The sequence below is a fragment of the Nocardia sp. NPDC004151 genome (assembly GCF_042874235.1).
Classification (GTDB): Bacteria; Actinomycetota; Actinomycetes; order Mycobacteriales; family Mycobacteriaceae; genus Nocardia.
In genome coordinates this window covers 400,261-417,808 of record NZ_JBIAMR010000004.1, presented here as the reverse complement: position 1 = coordinate 417,808, position 17,548 = coordinate 400,261, and the positions used below count along the sequence as shown (strand labels likewise).

General features: G+C 69.0%; 18 protein-coding genes. 11 read left to right on the top strand and 7 right to left on the bottom strand.

The features are described 5' to 3' along the window. Positions 1-46: 46 nt before the first annotated feature. On the bottom strand, positions 47-583 hold the full coding sequence (locus tag ACFYTS_RS12735) for a hypothetical protein (RefSeq protein WP_357283905.1): 537 nt from the start codon (positions 581-583) through the stop codon (positions 47-49). 437 nt (positions 584-1,020) lie between these two features. Here ACFYTS_RS12735 and ACFYTS_RS12730 point away from each other — a divergent pair, with 437 nt between their 5' ends. From ACFYTS_RS12730 to ACFYTS_RS12710, 5 genes are all read left to right on the top strand, one after another. Further along, on the top strand, positions 1,021-1,503 hold the full coding sequence (locus tag ACFYTS_RS12730) for a nitroreductase/quinone reductase family protein (RefSeq protein ID WP_357283902.1): 483 nt from the start codon (positions 1,021-1,023) through the stop codon (positions 1,501-1,503). Positions 1,504-1,605: 102 nt separating this feature from the next. Then, positions 1,606-2,490: an alpha/beta fold hydrolase gene (locus tag ACFYTS_RS12725; protein ID WP_387303589.1), complete on the top strand. Its 885-nt coding sequence runs from the start codon at positions 1,606-1,608 to the stop codon at positions 2,488-2,490. Between the two features lie 131 nt (positions 2,491-2,621). After that, positions 2,622-3,368: a pirin family protein gene (locus ACFYTS_RS12720; protein WP_357283897.1), complete on the top strand. Its 747-nt coding sequence runs from the start codon at positions 2,622-2,624 to the stop codon at positions 3,366-3,368. 114 nt (positions 3,369-3,482) lie between these two features. Next, complete coding sequence (locus tag ACFYTS_RS12715) at positions 3,483-3,686, top strand: cold-shock protein (RefSeq protein ID WP_357085479.1); 204 nt, start codon at positions 3,483-3,485, stop codon at positions 3,684-3,686. A gap of 154 nt (positions 3,687-3,840) precedes the next feature. After that, entirely contained in the window at positions 3,841-4,098 is a 258-nt protein-coding gene (locus ACFYTS_RS12710; protein ID WP_387303584.1) for a (4Fe-4S)-binding protein, read from the top strand. Between the two features lie 28 nt (positions 4,099-4,126). Here the strand turns inward: ACFYTS_RS12710 and ACFYTS_RS12705 are convergent, their stop codons facing one another. Beyond that, entirely contained in the window at positions 4,127-4,939 is an 813-nt protein-coding gene (locus tag ACFYTS_RS12705) for a hypothetical protein (protein WP_387303581.1), read from the bottom strand. Between the two features lie 266 nt (positions 4,940-5,205). On the opposite strand from ACFYTS_RS12705, the gene ACFYTS_RS12700 reads away from it, so the two are divergent. Continuing rightward, a complete protein-coding gene (locus ACFYTS_RS12700; protein WP_387303578.1) occupies positions 5,206-5,922 on the top strand; it encodes a sigma 54 modulation/S30EA ribosomal C-terminal domain-containing protein in 717 nt (238 codons plus the stop codon). 144 nt (positions 5,923-6,066) lie between these two features. Further along, a complete protein-coding gene (locus tag ACFYTS_RS12695) occupies positions 6,067-7,026 on the top strand; it encodes an acyl-ACP desaturase (RefSeq protein WP_357283886.1) in 960 nt (319 codons plus the stop codon). Positions 7,027-7,044: 18 nt separating this feature from the next. Here ACFYTS_RS12695 and hsaA read toward each other — a convergent pair whose 3' ends face one another. Further along, positions 7,045-8,208 (bottom strand): 3-hydroxy-9,10-secoandrosta-1,3,5(10)-triene-9,17-dione monooxygenase oxygenase subunit, encoded by a 1,164-nt coding sequence (gene hsaA, locus ACFYTS_RS12690; RefSeq protein WP_387303575.1) that lies wholly within the window; start codon positions 8,206-8,208, stop codon positions 7,045-7,047. 205 nt (positions 8,209-8,413) lie between these two features. Between hsaA and ACFYTS_RS12685 the strand changes: the two genes are divergently transcribed. The 4 genes from ACFYTS_RS12685 to ACFYTS_RS12670 all read left to right on the top strand — a co-directional run bounded on the left by ACFYTS_RS12685 (position 8,414) and on the right by ACFYTS_RS12670 (position 12,659). After that, a complete protein-coding gene (locus ACFYTS_RS12685) occupies positions 8,414-9,631 on the top strand; it encodes a Rieske 2Fe-2S domain-containing protein (protein WP_387303572.1) in 1,218 nt (405 codons plus the stop codon). A gap of 66 nt (positions 9,632-9,697) precedes the next feature. Then, on the top strand, positions 9,698-10,645 hold the full coding sequence (locus ACFYTS_RS12680) for a universal stress protein (RefSeq protein WP_387303569.1): 948 nt from the start codon (positions 9,698-9,700) through the stop codon (positions 10,643-10,645). Positions 10,646-10,723: 78 nt separating this feature from the next. Next, complete coding sequence (locus ACFYTS_RS12675; RefSeq protein ID WP_387303566.1) at positions 10,724-11,722, top strand: Acg family FMN-binding oxidoreductase; 999 nt, start codon at positions 10,724-10,726, stop codon at positions 11,720-11,722. Between the two features lie 37 nt (positions 11,723-11,759). After that, positions 11,760-12,659: a universal stress protein gene (locus tag ACFYTS_RS12670; protein WP_387303564.1), complete on the top strand. Its 900-nt coding sequence runs from the start codon at positions 11,760-11,762 to the stop codon at positions 12,657-12,659. A gap of 66 nt (positions 12,660-12,725) precedes the next feature. Here ACFYTS_RS12670 and ACFYTS_RS12665 read toward each other — a convergent pair whose 3' ends face one another. The 4 genes from ACFYTS_RS12665 to ACFYTS_RS12650 all read right to left on the bottom strand — a co-directional run bounded on the left by ACFYTS_RS12665 (position 12,726) and on the right by ACFYTS_RS12650 (position 17,536). Further along, positions 12,726-14,453 (bottom strand): GAF domain-containing sensor histidine kinase, encoded by a 1,728-nt coding sequence (locus ACFYTS_RS12665; RefSeq protein WP_387303562.1) that lies wholly within the window; start codon positions 14,451-14,453, stop codon positions 12,726-12,728. 128 nt (positions 14,454-14,581) lie between these two features. Next, complete coding sequence (ppsA, locus tag ACFYTS_RS12660) at positions 14,582-16,891, bottom strand: phosphoenolpyruvate synthase (protein ID WP_387303559.1); 2,310 nt, start codon at positions 16,889-16,891, stop codon at positions 14,582-14,584. Continuing rightward, a complete protein-coding gene (locus ACFYTS_RS12655; RefSeq protein ID WP_357283863.1) occupies positions 16,884-17,060 on the bottom strand; it encodes a hypothetical protein in 177 nt (58 codons plus the stop codon). The genes ppsA and ACFYTS_RS12655 overlap by 8 nt, the downstream gene beginning before the upstream one ends. Further along, positions 17,057-17,536 carry a DUF2267 domain-containing protein gene (locus tag ACFYTS_RS12650; protein WP_387303556.1) on the bottom strand — a complete coding sequence of 160 codons (480 nt, stop codon included), beginning with the start codon at positions 17,534-17,536 and terminating at the stop codon, positions 17,057-17,059. Before ACFYTS_RS12650 ends, ACFYTS_RS12655 begins: the two co-directional genes overlap by 4 nt. Positions 17,537-17,548 lie beyond the last annotated feature (12 nt).

The following is a 17,548-nucleotide window of genomic DNA, read 5'->3' as shown; positions in this document are numbered from 1 at the left end:
AGGGGTGATCGCGACGAGACGTCGGATGCGGCGTTGGCCGGCGCGGTCAGCCGACCGGGGGAAGCGCGAGGGGGCCGGGTTCGAAGACGGTGACCAGGACGACGATGTTGCCGTAGGGGGCGGAGCCGTTGGCCAGGCGGTGGGCGGCCTTGGCCAGTGAGGTGCGCCAGCCGTACTTGGCGTCGATCGCCGCCTCTACCTTGGCGAGCAGGTCGCCCTCGGCGACCAGGTTGGCGTGGCCCATGAGCTGACGGCTGCCGACGGCCGGGTTGCCGCGCCAGTCGCCGGGCTGGACCAGGACGCGGGGGTCGAGGGCGAGTTGCTCGGCTTCCGCGGCGAACGACGAGACGCGGAAGGCGAGGCCGTTGTCGCCGAAGGGAATCACCAGGCGCGGGGCGGTGACCAGTTGGCGGTGTCCGAGCGTCCTGGTGACCAGTGCGGTCTTGGCCTTCTCCCATACCGTCGACGGCCGCGCCGCCGCGGCCTGGGCCGGTATGGTCCGGGCCGGTGTGGCTGTCACGGCCACCGTGGGTCGCGCGAACGGGGTGCGGCCGACCGCCGCGTCGATGGTCATATCGGTCATCGCCTTCGATCCTTCCGTGCCGTTTCCTCTGCCAGGGCTCGGTGTCGGGCGCGCGTGAGCCGGTGCGGTTCGGCACCAACACGGCGTTTGCCGTGTATTCGCTCATCGGGCGGCGACCCTCACACTGTCGGTCGGTCGATCCGGTCCGCGCAAGAGCGACACACTGGGCCGCTCATTGAGTTTCGCCACTCGTCACCTTCGGGCCACCCTGCCCCAACGCATCTCGACGGCACTGAGCCCTCCCTTTCGATAGTCCCGGCGTTTCGCGGATCCGGCAACGACACTGGTCAGGCGCATGTACGCCGGTAACGGAAAAGTCGCTCCGGGCGGCGTCAGTGGGACGCGGGCGCATTGGTGACGTGTCTCGAATCCCGTGGCCGGAACAGGGCGGTCTGTACGGGGCGGGTTCGCGGACCGGTGTCGTGTTTACTGGCGGTATGGCGCTGTTCGGTCGAATGGTCTCGGCCGGTTCGCGATTCGCGAATCGTCGCGGTATCTACCTGGGTCGTCGATCCACGACGGTGCACGTGCGCGTCTATCGCTGGTCGCGCGGCCGGATCGGCGGGCGCGTGCCCGGCTGGCGGGGCGGCCGCATCCTGCTGCTGGACCACGTCGGCGCGCGCAGCGGCGTGCGCCGGACCTCCCCGCTGATGTACGTCGAGGCCGATGGCGTGCTGGCGGTCGCGGCGTCCAAGGCGGGGGAGCCGGAGCATCCGGCCTGGTTCCACAACCTGCTCGCCCACCCGGACACGGTCGTGCGGGTCGGTGGGACGGTGCGGCCGGTCCGGGCGCGCGTGGCGACCGCGGACGAACGGGACCGATGGTGGCCACGGTTCGTGGCGGCGATGCCGGACTTCGCGTTCTATCAGGAACGCGCGGCCGGACGATTGATCCCGGTGGTGCTGCTCGAGCCACGGTGACGGCCCCGAGTCGGGCTGTCGGTTCGGCCCGAATTGCCCTGCCCCCGTGTGGAACAACGTTGTTTGACCTGTTGGGGGCAGGTTTCGCCTAGGCTGGCCCGCGTGAGTGCTGCCGTGTCGCGAACGATTGCTTTGCCGCACTGCCGGGTGAGTTACGCCGAGTACGGTGCGGGGGATGGGATGCCGGTGCTGTACTGCCACGGCGTCCCCGGAACGCATGTCGAGGGTGAGGCTTTCGACGCCGCCGGAGCCGCCGCCGGGGTCCGCGTCATCGCGGTCGACCGCCCCGGCATGGCGGAATCGTCACTACCGGCCGGGGAGCAGGTCGTCGACTGGGCGGCCACCGTGGCCGCGGTGGCGGACCGGCTGGACCTGAACCGTTTCGGCGTGATCGGGGTGAGCGGCGGCGGCCCGTTCGCCCTCGCCGTCGCGGCTCGCCTGCCCGAGCGCGTCACCGGCGTGGCCCTCGTGTCCGCCCCCGCCCCGACCAGCGAACAGCCCGCTGCCGCGGATCTCGACCCGGTGGCGCTTCGCCGGCGCAAGGGCTTGAACGTCCTGCGCCGCGTCCCGTTCCTGGTCCACCCCATGGCCCTCGAGATGTCGGTGGTCATCCGCCGCCGCAACGGCGTCGCGGGCCTGGTCTCGCAGATGGCCCCCGTCGACCGCGACCGCGTCGAAGCCGACCCGGAGCTCTCCGCCAAACTCGACACCAACCTCCGCCGCAGCTTCGAACAGGGCAGCCGCGGTTTCGCCGCCGACATCCGCCTGGTCTTCACCCGCGACTGGGGTTTCGACCTGACCGAGGTGACCGCCCCCGTCCAGGTCTGGCACGGCGAAGCCGACGGCAATGTCCCCGCAGCCGACGCCACCAGCCTGGCCGCGGCCCTCCCACGGGCCCGCCTGCACCTCGTGCCCGATGCCGGTCACCTGCTGTTCGTCGAACGATCCGCCGACATCCTGGCCTCGCTGCGAGCCGATCTGGTCTGAGCGGGCGCACCCGGGCCGGGTCACGCCGACGATCACCGCCTCGGTGCGGTGTGAGGCGTGGCTCGGCCGGGAATGCCCGGCCGCCCGCCCGGTTTACAGAGGCGGGAGGGACCGGCTGGTGGAGGCGAGCGATGGCGGTGCGTGAATCGGAGGTCCGAGTGGTCCCGGCCGCGGATCGGTGGCGGTGGCGCAGCGAGTGGCTCGATTCCCGGCAGTCGTTTCCCGCGACCGGCAGTTTCGATCTGGCGGCGAACGCGCACGGCCTGCTGATGATCCACAACGAGGACATCGTCGATCCGGGTGAGGGGTTCGACACCCATCAGCACCGGGATATGGAGATCGTGACCTGGGTACTGGAAGGTACTGTCGTGCACCAGGATTCGGCGGGCAATTCCGGTCTGATCCATCCCGGTATGGCGCAGCGCATGAGCGCGGGCGCCGGAATCATGCATTCCGAACGCAATGGCGCCGGCTATCTGGAGCGGGAGCGGCTGCATGTCGTGCAGATGTGGGTGCCGCCCGACGAGCCCGGTGTGACCCCCGGCTATCAGGAATTGGATATCGCCGACCGGTTGACCGGAAACAGTCTGGTCACCGTCGCGTCCGGGATGCGCCGAGACCGCGATCGGACAGCGATCGCGATCGGCAACAGTGGAGCCGCCTTCCATGTGGCGAGGCTGGACCCCGGCCACGCCATCCAGGTCCCCGACGCGCCCTACGGCCATGTCTTCGTGGCCCGCGGATCGGTGGATTTCGAGGGCTCCGGCAGGCTGTCGCAAGGCGACGCTGTGCGCTTGTCCGCTGGTGGCGGGCATATTGTGACCGCGCTCGAGCCTGCCGAGGTGCTGATCTGGGAGATGCATACCGCACTGGCCTGAGTGTGTGCTCAGGCACGATTGTTAGGGATTAGTTCCAAAAGGTGGCATTCTTTACGCTGAGAACGGGCAGTCGAACTGATCGCCCGGCTCGCTACAGAAAGAACGCATCAAGTAATGACGCAAGGCACTGTGAAGTGGTTTAACGGCGAAAAGGGATTCGGCTTCATCGCCCAGGACGGTGGCGGCGCCGATGTCTTCGTCCACTACTCCGCGATTACCGGCTCCGGGTTCAAGTCCCTCGATGAGGGTCAGCGCGTCGAGTTCGAAATCGGCGAAGGCCAGAAGGGCCCGCAGGCCCAGCAGGTCCGCGCCATCTAGTCGTCGACCACGAGGAAGCCCGCGCATCACCGCGCGGGCTTTTTTCGTGCCCGCGTTCTCGCCACCCGGGCAACCTCGACTTCGAGGGCTCGGGCATGCTCGAGTGGGAAGTGCGCACCACCTTCGCCCAGCTCCGCCGACTGAAGGAGATCCCATGCCCCACGAGAAGTCGGACGCGATTCGCGAGTACTCCGCGCCCGGCGTCACCATCACCTGGGAGCCGGGCCGCTGCCGCCACGCCCAGGAATGCGTCCACGGCCTCCCCTCGGTCTTCGACCGCGACCGGCGTCCCTGGATCGACCCGTCCGCGGCCTCGGTCGACGACATCGTCGACGTGATCGACCGCTGCCCGAGCTATGCCCTCGGCTACCGCACCGGCGACGGCCGCACCCGCACCGCCCCGCCGGCGTAGCTCGGCCCGATCCACGCGAGATCCCTGGTCAATGGCTGGGGGAAGGGGCGGAAGCTGTTTCACCATCCCGGTGGGATCGGCGGATCTGGTCTGGTGCCTGTGAATCGGCCCGATCGAACCGCTGCGGCCCCGGATCGGCCGATTCCGTTGTACCGCTGAAGAAGTCGCGGTAGACGCGGAACGCCATGGCCAGGTAGGCGATGGTCTTGGGGATCATGAGCAGGCCCAGTTGCGGGATTCGGCGAGCCCACAGGATGACTGGGAGGTAGCAGGCGAAGGACGCAGCCATGGCGTCGGAGAGGAAGCGGAAAGTGCGGTCGCCGGTGCGGGCGGCCTCCCGGCGCATGAGGTAGATCTCGCTCGCGCCCACGGCCAGGAGCGGGACGTTGCGGTCGACGCCGTAACCTTCCGGGGTTTCGTCCTTGTCCCAGTTGTTGAACGGGGTCGCCAGCAGAATCAACCGAACGAACGACAGTCCCAGCACCGAACGGGTGAAACCGTCCCAGGATCGGCGGAACCGCAGCCGCCAGGCATCCAGGGACAGCACGTAGAACAGGGTGATGGTGATCGAGGTGGCCATCTCGCCGAGTCCGATCAGGCTCGCCCGCCGTCCCCGCCAGGTCAGGTAGCCGCGGTCCTCGCCGCGCGCCATCGACACCGCCCGCAATGCCAGATGCGCGGTATCGCCGGTGGCCAGCAGGGTGAAGGCTTCCTCGAACCGGGCCGCGGTCGCCCGCTGTTCCTGCGGAACGCGGTCGCGGTGTCGCCGCATCGCGATCACCAGGCCCCAGATGACCGCCAGATAGGACACGTTGAAAGCCAACTCGAATCGTTTGCGCATGACGATCAGTCTGTTGTGCGGAGCCGATCCGGGAGCAGGGCCCAAGGTCCCTTCGTGGCGGACGTGCGATGGAAATTCCACTCCGCCTTGATCGCAGCAGAAGGCCATGTAGAAAGTCCGCGCATCGGTGACCTTCGGCCCTTCTCGGCGCCGTGCGGGGACCGGCACTCTCGGCAGGAACGGTGATGTGTCCGGTGGGCCGAGAACGTGGAGGTGGTGCGATGCTGAGGGCGTCCGAGGCGTGGACCTCGAAGGCGTTTCCGGACGTGGTCGTCGTCGCCCGAGGCCGGGTGCCGGTGCTCGAATGCGAGCGGTACGCCGGGGCGGTGGGCCGGCAGCTGCGGCGGATACGGGTGGAAGACGGTGCGCGGCTGCGGATCACCGGGCCGAACTGCGATATCGGCCCCTATCTGGCTCAGGTGAACCTGTCGGTCGGCGGAACCCCGGTGCGGATTCAGACATTGACCCACGGAGCGGGAGACGCCCTGCCGATGGTCGTGCGGCTGGAACGCCGGATTCTGGCTCTGCGCACGGCATGGCAGCCGCGCACATGGCCCGAGCCTGACCGTCGACCGTTGGACGCGCCTGGGCCGGGAGCCGTCGCGCGCCGCAAATCCGTTTCGCTGCAGACTCTCTCGCCGTCGCACGCGGCCATGATCATGGACCGGATGGACTACGACGCCCACTTGTTCATCGACATCGAGACCGGTGAGGACGCCGTCGTCTACCGGGCTGGTCCCTCAGGGCTCCGGCTCACGCGTCAACACAGTGTCCATCCGCCGCGTGCGGACGGCGATGCGGCCGGGCCGTTCGTCGTGAACCCCCGCCCGGCCCCCACGCTCATCGAAGCCGATGCGGTGCGGCGGGTGTGCGAGAGCGGATTGCCGTTCCTGTTCTTCGTTGATCCGGCCACCGGTCGTGGCCGGCTGCTGTACCGCCGCTACGACGGCGATCTGAGTCTCGTGACCGCTGACGGCGGGTAGTCGCGAGCCCGAAGGCTCACAGTTCTCTTCCCATATCGGTTGTCACACCCCGATGCGTGTCTGCTGTGCACGCGCATGCGGGGTAGGCGGCCATGTTTCACCCTCTCCCGTTCCTGTTTCCGGAAATGAAAGGCGGACAATCCATTGGCGCGAGATCTGACTCAGTTGGAGATCCTGACCGAACTCGAATCCGATGCCGCGGCGGCGCTGAACCGGCATCTGTCGATGGCCAAGGACTGGCATCCGCACGACTACATCCCGTGGGACGAAGGCCGGAACTTCGCGCAGCTGGGCGGAACCGACTGGGATCCTGAGCAATCGCAGCTGTCCGAGGTGGCGAAGGCGGCGCTGATCACCAATCTGCTCACCGAGGACAATCTGCCTTCGTATCACCGGGAAATCGCGGAGAACTTCTCTCGCGACGGCGCCTGGGGTTCCTGGGTCGGGCGATGGACCGCCGAGGAAGCCCGGCACAGCATCGTGCTGCGTGACTATCTCGTCGTGACGCGTGGCGCCGATCCCGTCGCGCTCGAGAACGACCGGATGGCGCACATGACGAACGGCTTCGCCCCGCCCGTCGATCAGCTCACCGCGCAGGGGCAGGCGGGATTCCTGTATTCGGTTGCGTACGTGTCGTTCCAGGAGCTGGCAACCCGGATCAGCCACCGCAATACCGCCGCGGTATGCGACGACCCGATCGCCGATCGGATGCTGCAGCGCGTCGCCCTGGACGAGAACCTGCACATGATCTTCTACCGCACCTTGTGCGGCGCCGCCCTGGATCTGGTTCCCGATCAGGCGATGGAGGCCATCGATCTGATCGTGGAGAATTTCCGGATGCCCGGCGCCGGGATGCCGAACTTCCGGCGGCACGGCGTGCTCATGGCCAAGCACGGCATCTACGACCTGCGCCAGCACCTCGAGGAAGTGCTGGAGCCGGTCATGCGGCAGTGGAACATCTTCGGCCGCGACGATTTCGGGCCGCGCGGGGAACAGGCCCGGGAACGCCTCGCGAGCTTCCTCGACAACCTCGCGAACTACCAGATTCCGCGTTTCGAGGAACAGCGCGACCGCGCACTCGCGCGGGAGGCGGCCCGGGTCTGACCGCCGGCCGCCGCCGGGCTACACCATCGTGTCGCCCGGCGGCAGCCCGAAAGCGTGGTTGCCGTACATGACGTAGACGCGCTCGGCGTCGTTGGCCGCGTGGACCCGCCCGGCATGCGCGTCACGCCAGAACCGCTGCAGCGCGGTGTCTTCGGCCAGTGCCGTCGCCCCCGCCGCCTCGAACAGCCGGTCGATGGACGCGATGGCCCGTCCGGTGGCCCGCACCTGGTCGCGACGGGCGGCCGCCCGCAGCGCGAACGGGATATCGCGGCCCGCGACGAGGTGCGCGTATTCCTCGGCCACGTGGCCGGACAGTTGCCGCCAGGCGGCGTCGATATCGCTGGCGGCCTCGGCGATGCGCACCTTGGCGAACGGATCGTCCTTGGCCTGTTCGCCCGCGAACGCCGCGCGCACTCGCGTGCCCTGATGCTCGACGTGCGTGGCGTAGGCGCCGTAGGCCATGCCGACGATGGGGGTGGAGATGGTGGTGGGATGGATGGTGCCCCAGGGCATCCGGTACACCGGGTCGGGATTGACCTCCAGGCCGGGCGATTTCAGCTCGCCCATGGCCTGGAAGCTCAGGAAGCGGTGTTCGGGGACGAAGACCCGCTCGACGACCACGGTATTGGATCCGGTGCCGCGCAGTCCGACCACATGCCAGACGTCCTCGATGCGGTAGTCGTCGCGGGGGATGAGGAACGAGCCGAAGTCGACGGGCTTGCCGTTGTCGAGGACCGGGCCTCCGACGAACACCCAGTCAGCGTGATCACAGCCCGACGACCACGCCCACGCCCCGGTGACCAGATAGCCGCCCGCGACCTTCGTGCCCGCGCCCAGGGGCGCGTAGGAGGACGCGACGCGGGCATCGGTGTTCTCGCCCCAGACATCCTGCTGCGCTTGCTGATCGAACAGCGCCAGATGCCAGTTGTGAATGCCGAGGATGCCGGCCACCCAGCCGGTGGAACCGCAGGCGCTCGCGATGATGCGGACGGTGTCGTAGAAGACGACCGGGTCCGCGGCCAGACCGCCCCACCGGCGGGGCTGGAGCAAGGTGAAGAACCCGGTCTCCTGGAGATCCTTGATGGACTGGTCCGGGATCCGGCGCAGCCGCTCGGTTTCCTGGACTCGTTCGCGCAGTGCCGGAAGGACCGCTGCGACGCGGTCGATGATTTCCTGGGTCATCTCGCGGAATGCTCCTGACTATCGGGCGGGCGGCTTTCCGACCGCCATTTGTAGAACACGTTCTCGTCAATATCGAGCACCGTTGCGGCAAGGGCTAGTGGAGCAAATGACTGAATAGTAGGGACTTTCGACCATTGTCACTGTGGTCAACCGTGCCCGAAGCTGACGATGTTCTGAAACATGTTCTAATTGCGAGGAGTGTGTGATGGTGCCGAACCCGAAGGGCTACGGAGGCAAGGTCCGCGACATCGACGTGGGCTCCGCGCCCAGCCGGTATGCCCGGGGATGGCACTGCCTCGGCCTCGCCGATTCCTTCCGTGACGGTCGACCGCATCCGGTCGAGGCGTTCGGGACCAAGCTCGTCGTCTGGGCCGACAGCACGGGCGAATTGCAGGTGCTCGATGCCTACTGCCGCCATCTCGGCGGAGACCTCGCGACGGGAAAGATCAAGGGCGACAACATCGCGTGCCCGTTCCACGACTGGAGTTGGGGCGGTGACGGCAAGTGCAAGGACATCCCCTATGCGCGGCGGGTTCCGCCCTTGGCCCGGACGCGCTCGTGGCTCACCCTGGAACGCAACGGTCAGCTGTTCGTGTGGCACGACCACGAAGGCAATCCGCCCGCGCCGGGGGTGACGATCCCCTACGCCCCCGGCGCGTACATCGACGCCGCGGGCCGCGATCTCGACACCATGAATCCCGGGTGGACCCCGTGGACTTGGCGCTCGATCCTGATCGAGGGCTCCCACTGCCGCGAGATCATCGACAACATCGTGGACATGGCGCACTTCTTCTACATCCACTACGCCTTCCCGACCTTCTTCAAGAACGTCTTCGAGGGCGAGGTCGCCACGCAGTACCTGGAGACCAAGGGACGCCCGGATGTGGCGACCGGCGCCAAGTACGGCGGCGACACCCTGCTGACCTCACAGGCGTCCTACTTCGGACCGTCGTACATGATCAACACATTGCTCAACAACTACGGCGGGTTCGAGGTGAACAGTGTCCTGGTCAACTGCCACTACCCGGTCAGCCAGGACTCGTTCGTCCTGCAGTACGGCATCAGCCTCGAGAAGCCTCTGGGCCTGTCCGATGACGCGGCCGACCGCCTGGCCGCCAAGATGACCGAGGGCATCGCCGCGGGCTTCCTGCAGGACGTGGAGATCTGGAAGCACAAGACCAAGATCGAGAATCCGCTGCTGTGCGATGAGGACGGCCCGATCTACCAGCTGCGGCGCTGGTACGAGCAGTTCTACACCGATGTCGCCGCCGTCGACCCGAGGTCGCGGCAGCGTTTCGAATTCGAGGTCGACACCTCCCGTGCCAATGAGGTGTGGGAGGCCGAAGTGGCCGCGAACCTGCGCGAGTCCCAGGTGGCGGCCGGGTCCCCAGGCGGTGGGGGAGGACGTCCCGCCGGAGTGTGACGTTGTTCTCTGTGGCCGATCCGGTGCGGGCGGGATGCTCGGGGCACCGCCGATTCAGGAGATGCCATGGAAGACAACGCCCACCCCACAACGACTTTCGAACCCGCCGGTGACGACGACCTGGGGATCGTGGTCGGCACCGATGGGTCCGAGATCTCGTATCAGGCGGTGGCCTGGGCCGCCGCCGAAGCCGATCTGCGGGGATGCCGGCTGCATATCGTCACCTCCTACGCGAATCCGATCGTGCCCGGTGCGCCGGAGTTGGGGCCCGACGACGTGCGAGATCTGCGGGTGCGGGGGCAGCAGGTCCTGGCCGACGCCGCGCGGATCGCCCGCCACACCGTGCCGGGCGAAAGCCTCCACATCAGAACCGAACTCATCTTCGACATGATCACCACGGCGTTGCTCGACCGCTCGCGCCGGGCCCAGGTGCTGGTGGTCGGCAATCGGGGGCTCGGTGCGCTGCGGCGGGCGGTGCTGGGGTCGGTGAGCACCGGGGTGGCCCGGCAGTCGCATTGCCCGGCGGTCATCGTGCACGGTGTTTCGGAAACCGAGCCGGAGTCGGTGACCAAGCCGGTGGTGGTCGGCGTGGACGGATCGCCGAACAGCGCTCCGGCCGTCGAGTTCGCCTACGAGGAGGCCGCGCGTCGCAAGGTGGACCTGATCGCGGTGCACGCGTGGAACGACACCACCGGCTTCGACGCGCCCGCACTGGGCTGGGAGTCGATCCAGAAGACCGAAGACGTGCTGCTGGGATCGGCGCTGGCCGGATACGCCGCGCGGTGGCCGGAGGTGACAGTGCACCGGGTGGTGGCTTGGGACACCCCGGCTCGGGTACTGCTCCACCATGCCGAGTCGGCCCAGTTGGTGGTGGTCGGCAGCCACGGCCGCAGCGGGCTCACCGGCATGGTGCTCGGCTCGGTGAGCACCACGCTGCTGCACACCGCGCCGTGCCCGGTGGTGGTGGTCCGTCAGCCCTCGCGAAACCGGGCCGAAGAACCCGCGGGACAGTGACCTTCGGCCGTCACCGGCGGCCCGCGATCGGACCATGCTGAAGGCAACAGCAACGCGAATTCCGAGGAAGGACAAGCGATGTCGAAACACCCCGATCCTGATACCGTCCGCGCCGCCCTGGCGCTGGCGGTGCGGGCGCCGTCGGTGCACAACACCCAGCCGTGGCTGTGGCGGGTCGGGGACACCACGGTGCACCTGTACGCCGACGACAGCCGGCGCCTGCCCTACACCGATCCCGACAGTCGTGAGCTCGTCGTGAGTTGCGGTGCGGCGCTGCACCATCTGCAGGTCGCGTTGCGTGCGTTCGGCTGGGAGCCGGTTGTGCACCGGTTCCCGAACCCCGCGGAACCGCGGCACCTCGCGTCGGTGGAGTTGCGGCCGGGCACCGTCGACGAGGCGGCGGTCCGGACGGCCCGCGCGATCGCGCAGCGACGTAGCGACCGTCGTCGCTTCACCTCCTGGGAGGTGCCGTCGGCGCAGGTGTCGGCGATCGCCGCCGCCGGTGCGGAGGCATCCGGAGTCCAGGTCCGCGAAGTCGACGCGAACGGTGAGCACGCCCGCCTGCTGCGGGCCTTCGTCGACGCGGCGACCGCGCACCGCGGTGATGCGGCCTACACCGCCGAACTGGCGCAGTGGAGCGGGCATCACGCCGATCCGCAAGGCGTTCCCGCGCGCAACGCGGTCGCGTCCTCGGACCCGACCGTGCGGCCGTTCGGCGACCCGCGTCTGCCCGAGGCGGTGGTTCGTGACACCGACGAGGAGGCCCGCATGCTGCTGGTGTGCACCGCCGCCGACGACCTGAACGCCTGGCTGGGCGCCGGCGAGGCGGCCAGCGCGGTGCTGCTCGAAGCGACGGTGCGCGGACTGGCCACCTGCGCGCTGAGTGAACCGCTCGAGATCACCGGAGTGCGGTCGAGGATCCGCCACGATCTGCTGGGTGATTTCGGTTATCCGCAACTGATCATTCGCATGGGCTGGGCGGCGACCAGCGCCGTTCCGGTACCGGCCACACCCCGGCTGCCCTTGCAGGACGTGGTGCGGCCGCTCGAGCCCGTGATCTCGTCCGGCGAGAGCTGAGAACCCGCGACCGGACAAGGAATCAGGAGAAATCATCATGACCGAGAACACTGTCCCGCAGGCGGATTCGAATCCCGCGATCGTCGTCGCGGTGGACGGATCGGCCGTCTCGTACCAGGCCGTGGCGTGGGCGGCGCTCGACGCCGCGCGGCACGGTTGCCCGTTACGGATCGTCACCTCGATCTGTGCGCCGGTCGGGCCGGCGCCGACCGTGGTGCTCAGTGCCGAGGACATGGCGTGGCTGGAATCCGAAGGCGAGCGGGTAGTCGGCGAGGCGACCCGGATCGCGTCGGAGACGCTGCCCGGCGAAGGCGTTCCGATGTCGTCGGAGGTCACGACCGAGCCGATCATCCCGCATCTGATCGCGCTCTCACGGCACGCCCGCCTGATGGTGCTCGGCAGCCGCGGGCTCGGAGCGCTGCGGCGCGGACTGCTGGGCTCGGTCACCACCGCGGTGACCCACCACGCGCACTGCCCGGTCGCGGTGATCCATTCGACCGCGGCGGCGGACCCGATCTCGGCCCGGCAGCCGGTGCTCGTCGGTGTGGACGGAACCGCGAACAGCGTCGCCGCGCTCGAGCTGGCGTTCCAGGAGGCGTCGCTGCGCAAGACCGGCCTGACCGCCGTACACGCCTGGAGCGACGTCAGCGGACCCTACATGCCGATGGCGGGCTGGGAGACGCTCGAGGAGCAGGAGCACGCGACCTTCGCCGAGGAGATGGCCGGATACGCCGAGCGCTACCCCGATGTCCCGGCCCGGCGAATCCTGGTGAAGGACAGGCCGGTTCGGTCACTGGTGGACGAATCCGAGCACGCGCAGCTGGTGGTCGTCGGCAGCCACGGCCGCGGCGGGTTCCTCGGCATGCTGCTTGGCTCCACCAGCAATGCTCTGCTGCACGCGGTGGACTGCCCGATCATCGTCGTGCGCGGCGACTGATCCGGCCGGAGCGGACGCGCCGTCAACCCTGTGCGGGGTCGGCGGCGCACCCGGCGTCGTGTCCGGTCACGGCAACGGCACGGCCCAGCGCAGCAACGTCCCCGCGCCGTCGGGGTTGCTGCCGAAGGTGAACGTGCCGCCCAGCTGTTCGGCTCGGCGGGCCAGGTTCTGCAGACCGCTGGGGGTGATGCCGGCGGGAATGCCGCGGCCGTCGTCGGCGATCAGCACGGTGAGATCGTCGGAGACGTCGATGGTCACCGCGACCGTCTCGGCGTGCGCGTGCCGGACCGTGTTGGAGATCGCCTCGCGCACAACGGCTTCGGCGTGATCGGCCAGTTCGGCCGCCACCACCGACAACGGCCCGGAGATGCGCAACGAGGTGCGCAGTCCGGTGTCGGCGGTGTGCTTGCGGATGACCTCCTCGATCCGCTGCCGCAGCCGGGTGCTGCCCTCGGCGCCGCCGTGCAGGTCGAAGATGGAGGTCCGGATCTCCTGCACCACATCCTGGAGATCGTTGATGACGTCGGAGATCCGTTCCCGGATCTCGGCCGAGCGGGCGCGGGCCACGGTGCCCTGCAGGCTCAGCCCGGCCGCGAACAGCCGCTGGATGACATGATCGTGCAGATCCCGGGCGATGCGGTCACGATCGGTGAGCACGTCGAGTTCGCGCATCCGCTGCTGCGCTTCGGACAGCTGGATGGCCAGGGCGGCCTGACCGGTGAATGCCGCTGCCAGTCCCTGCAATTCGTCCGAGAACGGGGGCGCGCCGACCGGGCGGACCATGACCAGCACGCCGAAGGTCGAGTCCTGCGCGTTGAGCGGCAGGACCAGCGACGGACCGGCGTCGAGTTCGGTGTCGAGGCCGAGATCCTCGCCGACGTCCGGGCAGTGGGGCAGGCCCTGGCGGAACGCCAGCCCGACCGCGGTCCCCGACGTGCGGGCGAATCCGCTGTGGGTCTTGCCGTCCGGCCCGGAACAATGGCTGATCCGCAGCCCCTCCACCGCGTCGGGGTCGCTGTCGGGTTCGTCGTCGACCGCCAGGAACGCCCAGGCCGATTCGGTCAGGGTGCGCGCGTGCACGACGACGTGCGCGAGGACTTCCTCTGGATCGGTTCCGGCCAGGAATTCGGTGGCGATATCGCGCGTCGCCTCGATCCAGGCCTGCCGGCTGCGACTGGATTGGTACAACCGCGCGTTGTCGATGGCGGTGCCCGCGGCCGCGGCGAGCGCCTGCACGATCACCTCGTCGTCCTCGGTGAACGGCTGCCCGCCGGCCTTCTCGGTCAGGTACAGGTTGCCGAAGACCTCGTCGCGGATGCGCACCGGTACGCCGAGGAAGGTGCGCATCGCCGGGTGGTTGGCCGGAAAGCCCACCGACGACGGATGATCGGCGATGTTGTCCAGGCGGATGGTCTTGGGCTGGGTGATCAGCAGCCCGAGGACGCCACGGCCCTCGGGTAGTTCGCCGATCTCGGCGCGGGTCGCCTCGTCGATGCCTTCGTAGATGAACTGCTCGAGCGGATCCTGCCCGTGCTGATCCTGCCCGCGCACGCCGAGGGCGCCGTAGCGGGCGTCGACGAGGCTGATGGCGGTGTGCACGATGGTACGCAGGGTCTGGTCCAGATCGAGCCCGGAAGTGACCGCGAGCATGGCCTCGACCAGGCCGTCCATGCGATCACGGGCGTCGATGATCAGCTCCACCCGGTCCTTGACCTCGACCAGTAGTTCCCGGAGCCGGAGCTGGGAGAGGGTCTCGCGCACCGAGTAGGAGCCGTCCTGGGGCTCTACGGTCATATCGTCTTCCTGTACGTGTGGGATCCGCGCACGTTTTGTCCGTTACGGCCTGCCCCGAGTTTAGGTCGGTTCAGATTCTAGGCGGCAGAGGACGAAAGCCGATCACCGACAGCGCCGCCGCTTTTCGGTCACCTCCCGTCCGGCACCGACAGCGCGCGGTCCAGCAGTACGCGGCGCTCGGCCGCGGCGACCGCGCGGCGGGTGCGCCCGACCGCGTCCGGGGAGACCGAGACCGAGGTGATGCCCGCCCGCACCAGGTGCTCCACGAACTCGGGCTTGGTGGAGGGCGCCTGACCGCACAGTGAGGAGGTGATTCCCAGCTGCCGCGCGCCGGTGACGATCCGCTCGATCGCATCGAGCACCGCGGCGTCGGATTCGTCGAACAGTTCGGCGCACTCCTCCGAATCGCGGTCCACGCCGAGCATGAGCTGGGTGAGATCGTTGCTGCCGATGGAGATTCCGTCGATGCCCAAGGCGACGTATTCGGGCAGGCGGTACACCACCGAGGGCACCTCGGCCATGATCCAGCGGTGCAGGCCGCGCTGGCGGCCCAGCGGGCTGGCGTCCACGAGCTCGAGGCAGGCTTCGAGCTCCCAGCGGGTGCGGACGAACGGGATCATCAAGTGCACGTTCGGGGTCTGTTCGCGCACCCGGGCCAGGGCGGCCAGTTCCAGCCGGAACATCTCCGGTTGGCGGACATAGCGGTAGCAGCCCCGGAAGCCGATCATCGGGTTGTGTTCGCTGGGCTCGTAGCGTGCGCCGCCCTCGAGCGCGCGGAATTCGTTGCTGCGCATATCACTGGCGCGATAGATGACGGGTCTGGTGCCGAACGCGGAACTGATCCGATGGATCGAGGAGGCCATGCTCTGGATGAACTTCTCGTCCTCGCCGCGGGCGATGAGGTCGCGGGGGTGCCGCCCGCCCAGCGCCTGTGTCAGCAGGACCTCCGCGCGGAGCAGGCCGACCCCGTCGGCATCGGTGGCGGCGACGCGTTCGGCGGCCTCGGCCAGCGCCAGGTTCACGTAGACGCGCGTGGCGGTGGCCTCCGGTGCCGCGGCAGCCCCCACCGGGCGCGGGACGGCCGTGACCGCCGCGGGAAGCCGGTTTCCGGCGTACACCTGACCCGCGGAACCGTCGACGGTGACTTCCTCTCCGGTGGACAGCTGCGCGGTGGCGGTCCGGGCTCCGACGATGCACGGAATGCCGAGTTCACGGGCCACGATGGCGGCGTGGCAGGTCATGCCGCCGCTGTCGGTCACCACCGCGGCGGCCCGCGACAGGGTCGGCAGCCAGTCGGGGTTGGTCATGGGGGCGACCAGGACCTCCCCGTCGCCGAGCGCGGATCCTTCGGAGGGAGAACGCAGTACCCGGACCGGCCCGGTGGCGCGCCCGGGCGCCGCGGCCAGCCCGCGTGCCAGGACCTGGCCCTCGACAGTGTGCGCTACGGGCGGTTTCGCGTCGACGTCGTCGGGCAGCGTGGTGATCGGCCGCGCCTGCACCAGCCACAGGTGGTCATCGTCGAAGGCCCATTCCACATCCTGGGGGCGGCCGCCGTGGTGGGCCTGCACCTCGAGCGCGAGCCGGGCCACGGCCAGGGTCTGGTCCTCGGTCAGCGCGGGGGCCTGGGCCTCGGACTCGGAGAGCTGGATCCGCCGGTCGCCGTCGGGACCGGCCACGATGACGAAGCTCTGGTGGCCGATCCGGCTGTCGAGCAGCGTCGGCCCCGCGGCGTCGAGCACGTAGGTGTCGGGCGTGACGGCTCCCGACACCACCACCTCGCCCTGGCCGCGCGCCGCCTCGATGACGATGCGATCGCGCGAGCCGCTGGCCGGATCCGCGGTGAACGCGACGCCCGCGGTGCGGGCGGTGACCATGCGCTGTACCACCACGGCCATCTGCGGGTGATCGCGCATGCCGCGCCGCGCCCGATAGGTCAGGACCCGTGGCGTGAACAGGGACGCCCAGCAGTCCGAGAGCGCGGTGATCACGGCGTCGTCGCCGTGAATGTTGGTGCGTGACACGTTCATTCCGGCGAAGGACGCGGTCGCGCTGTCCTCGCCGACCGCCGAGGAGCGGACCGCCACCAGGACGTCGTCGCCGAGCCGGCGGTACGCCGACACGACGGCGTCGCGGACCGACGCCGGGACTGGGGTGTCGTGCACGAGTTCGCGCATGCGGCGGCACAGCTCGTCGAGCTGCTGTCCGTCGATGCGCGTGGCCCCCGCCGCCGCGGCGAGCCCGCGAGTATGCAGCTCGTCGAGTTCGGGGCCGTGGGCTCCGGCCCGGATCACCTCCTGGTAGGTGGCGGCGAGTACTACGAAACCCGGTGGCACGGGGAGCTTCGCGGCGACGAGTTCGCCGAGGTTGGCTCCTTTGCCGCCGGCGCGGTCGGCGTCGGTCAGCCGCAGTTCATCGAAGGCGGCGACATAGTCACCCATGACTACTCCAGTTCTTGTTCGATCCCGGCAGTAGCAGCAGCCCCAGGATCGGGATGGCGAGGACGAGCAGGGCGCACAGCAGCACCGTCGGCGATGCGCCGGTCAATTCGAGGCCGGTGACGACGAAGGGCAGTGCGATGACGAACAGGGGTGCGTGGCGAATGCTCACGAGCGGACCTCGGGAGCCTCGAAAATGCCCGCCGCGGTGAGAATGTCGCTGAAGTCGGCGCCGAGCAGCACGCGCCGCAGCGGTGCGGGGAGCTGGGCCAGGACGTGGTCGAGCTGGCCGGGGGAGAACAATTGCGCCAGTGCGTCGGTGACCGCCGCGGCCGACCGTCTCGCCTCCTCCACCGACACGTCCGCCGAACGGGCGAATTGGTGCAGGAACGACTGCGGATCGTGCGGCACCGGAACGCGTCCCGGCGTCCAGCCCTCGAAGTAGACCCCGCGCACCAGGGTGGGCAGTTGCGCGCTCAGATGTGCGGCGGCGCCCACATCGAGGCGGTCGCGCACCGTGTGCAGCCAGGCACGCAGCGCCTGGTGCGCGGCCATCCGGTCGTCGGTGCCGAGACGGTCGGCGACGGTGCGCAGCCAGACGCGGCCGGTATGGATCGCGGGAGCGAACGGATCGGTGTGATGGCTCATCGGCGTGGCCTC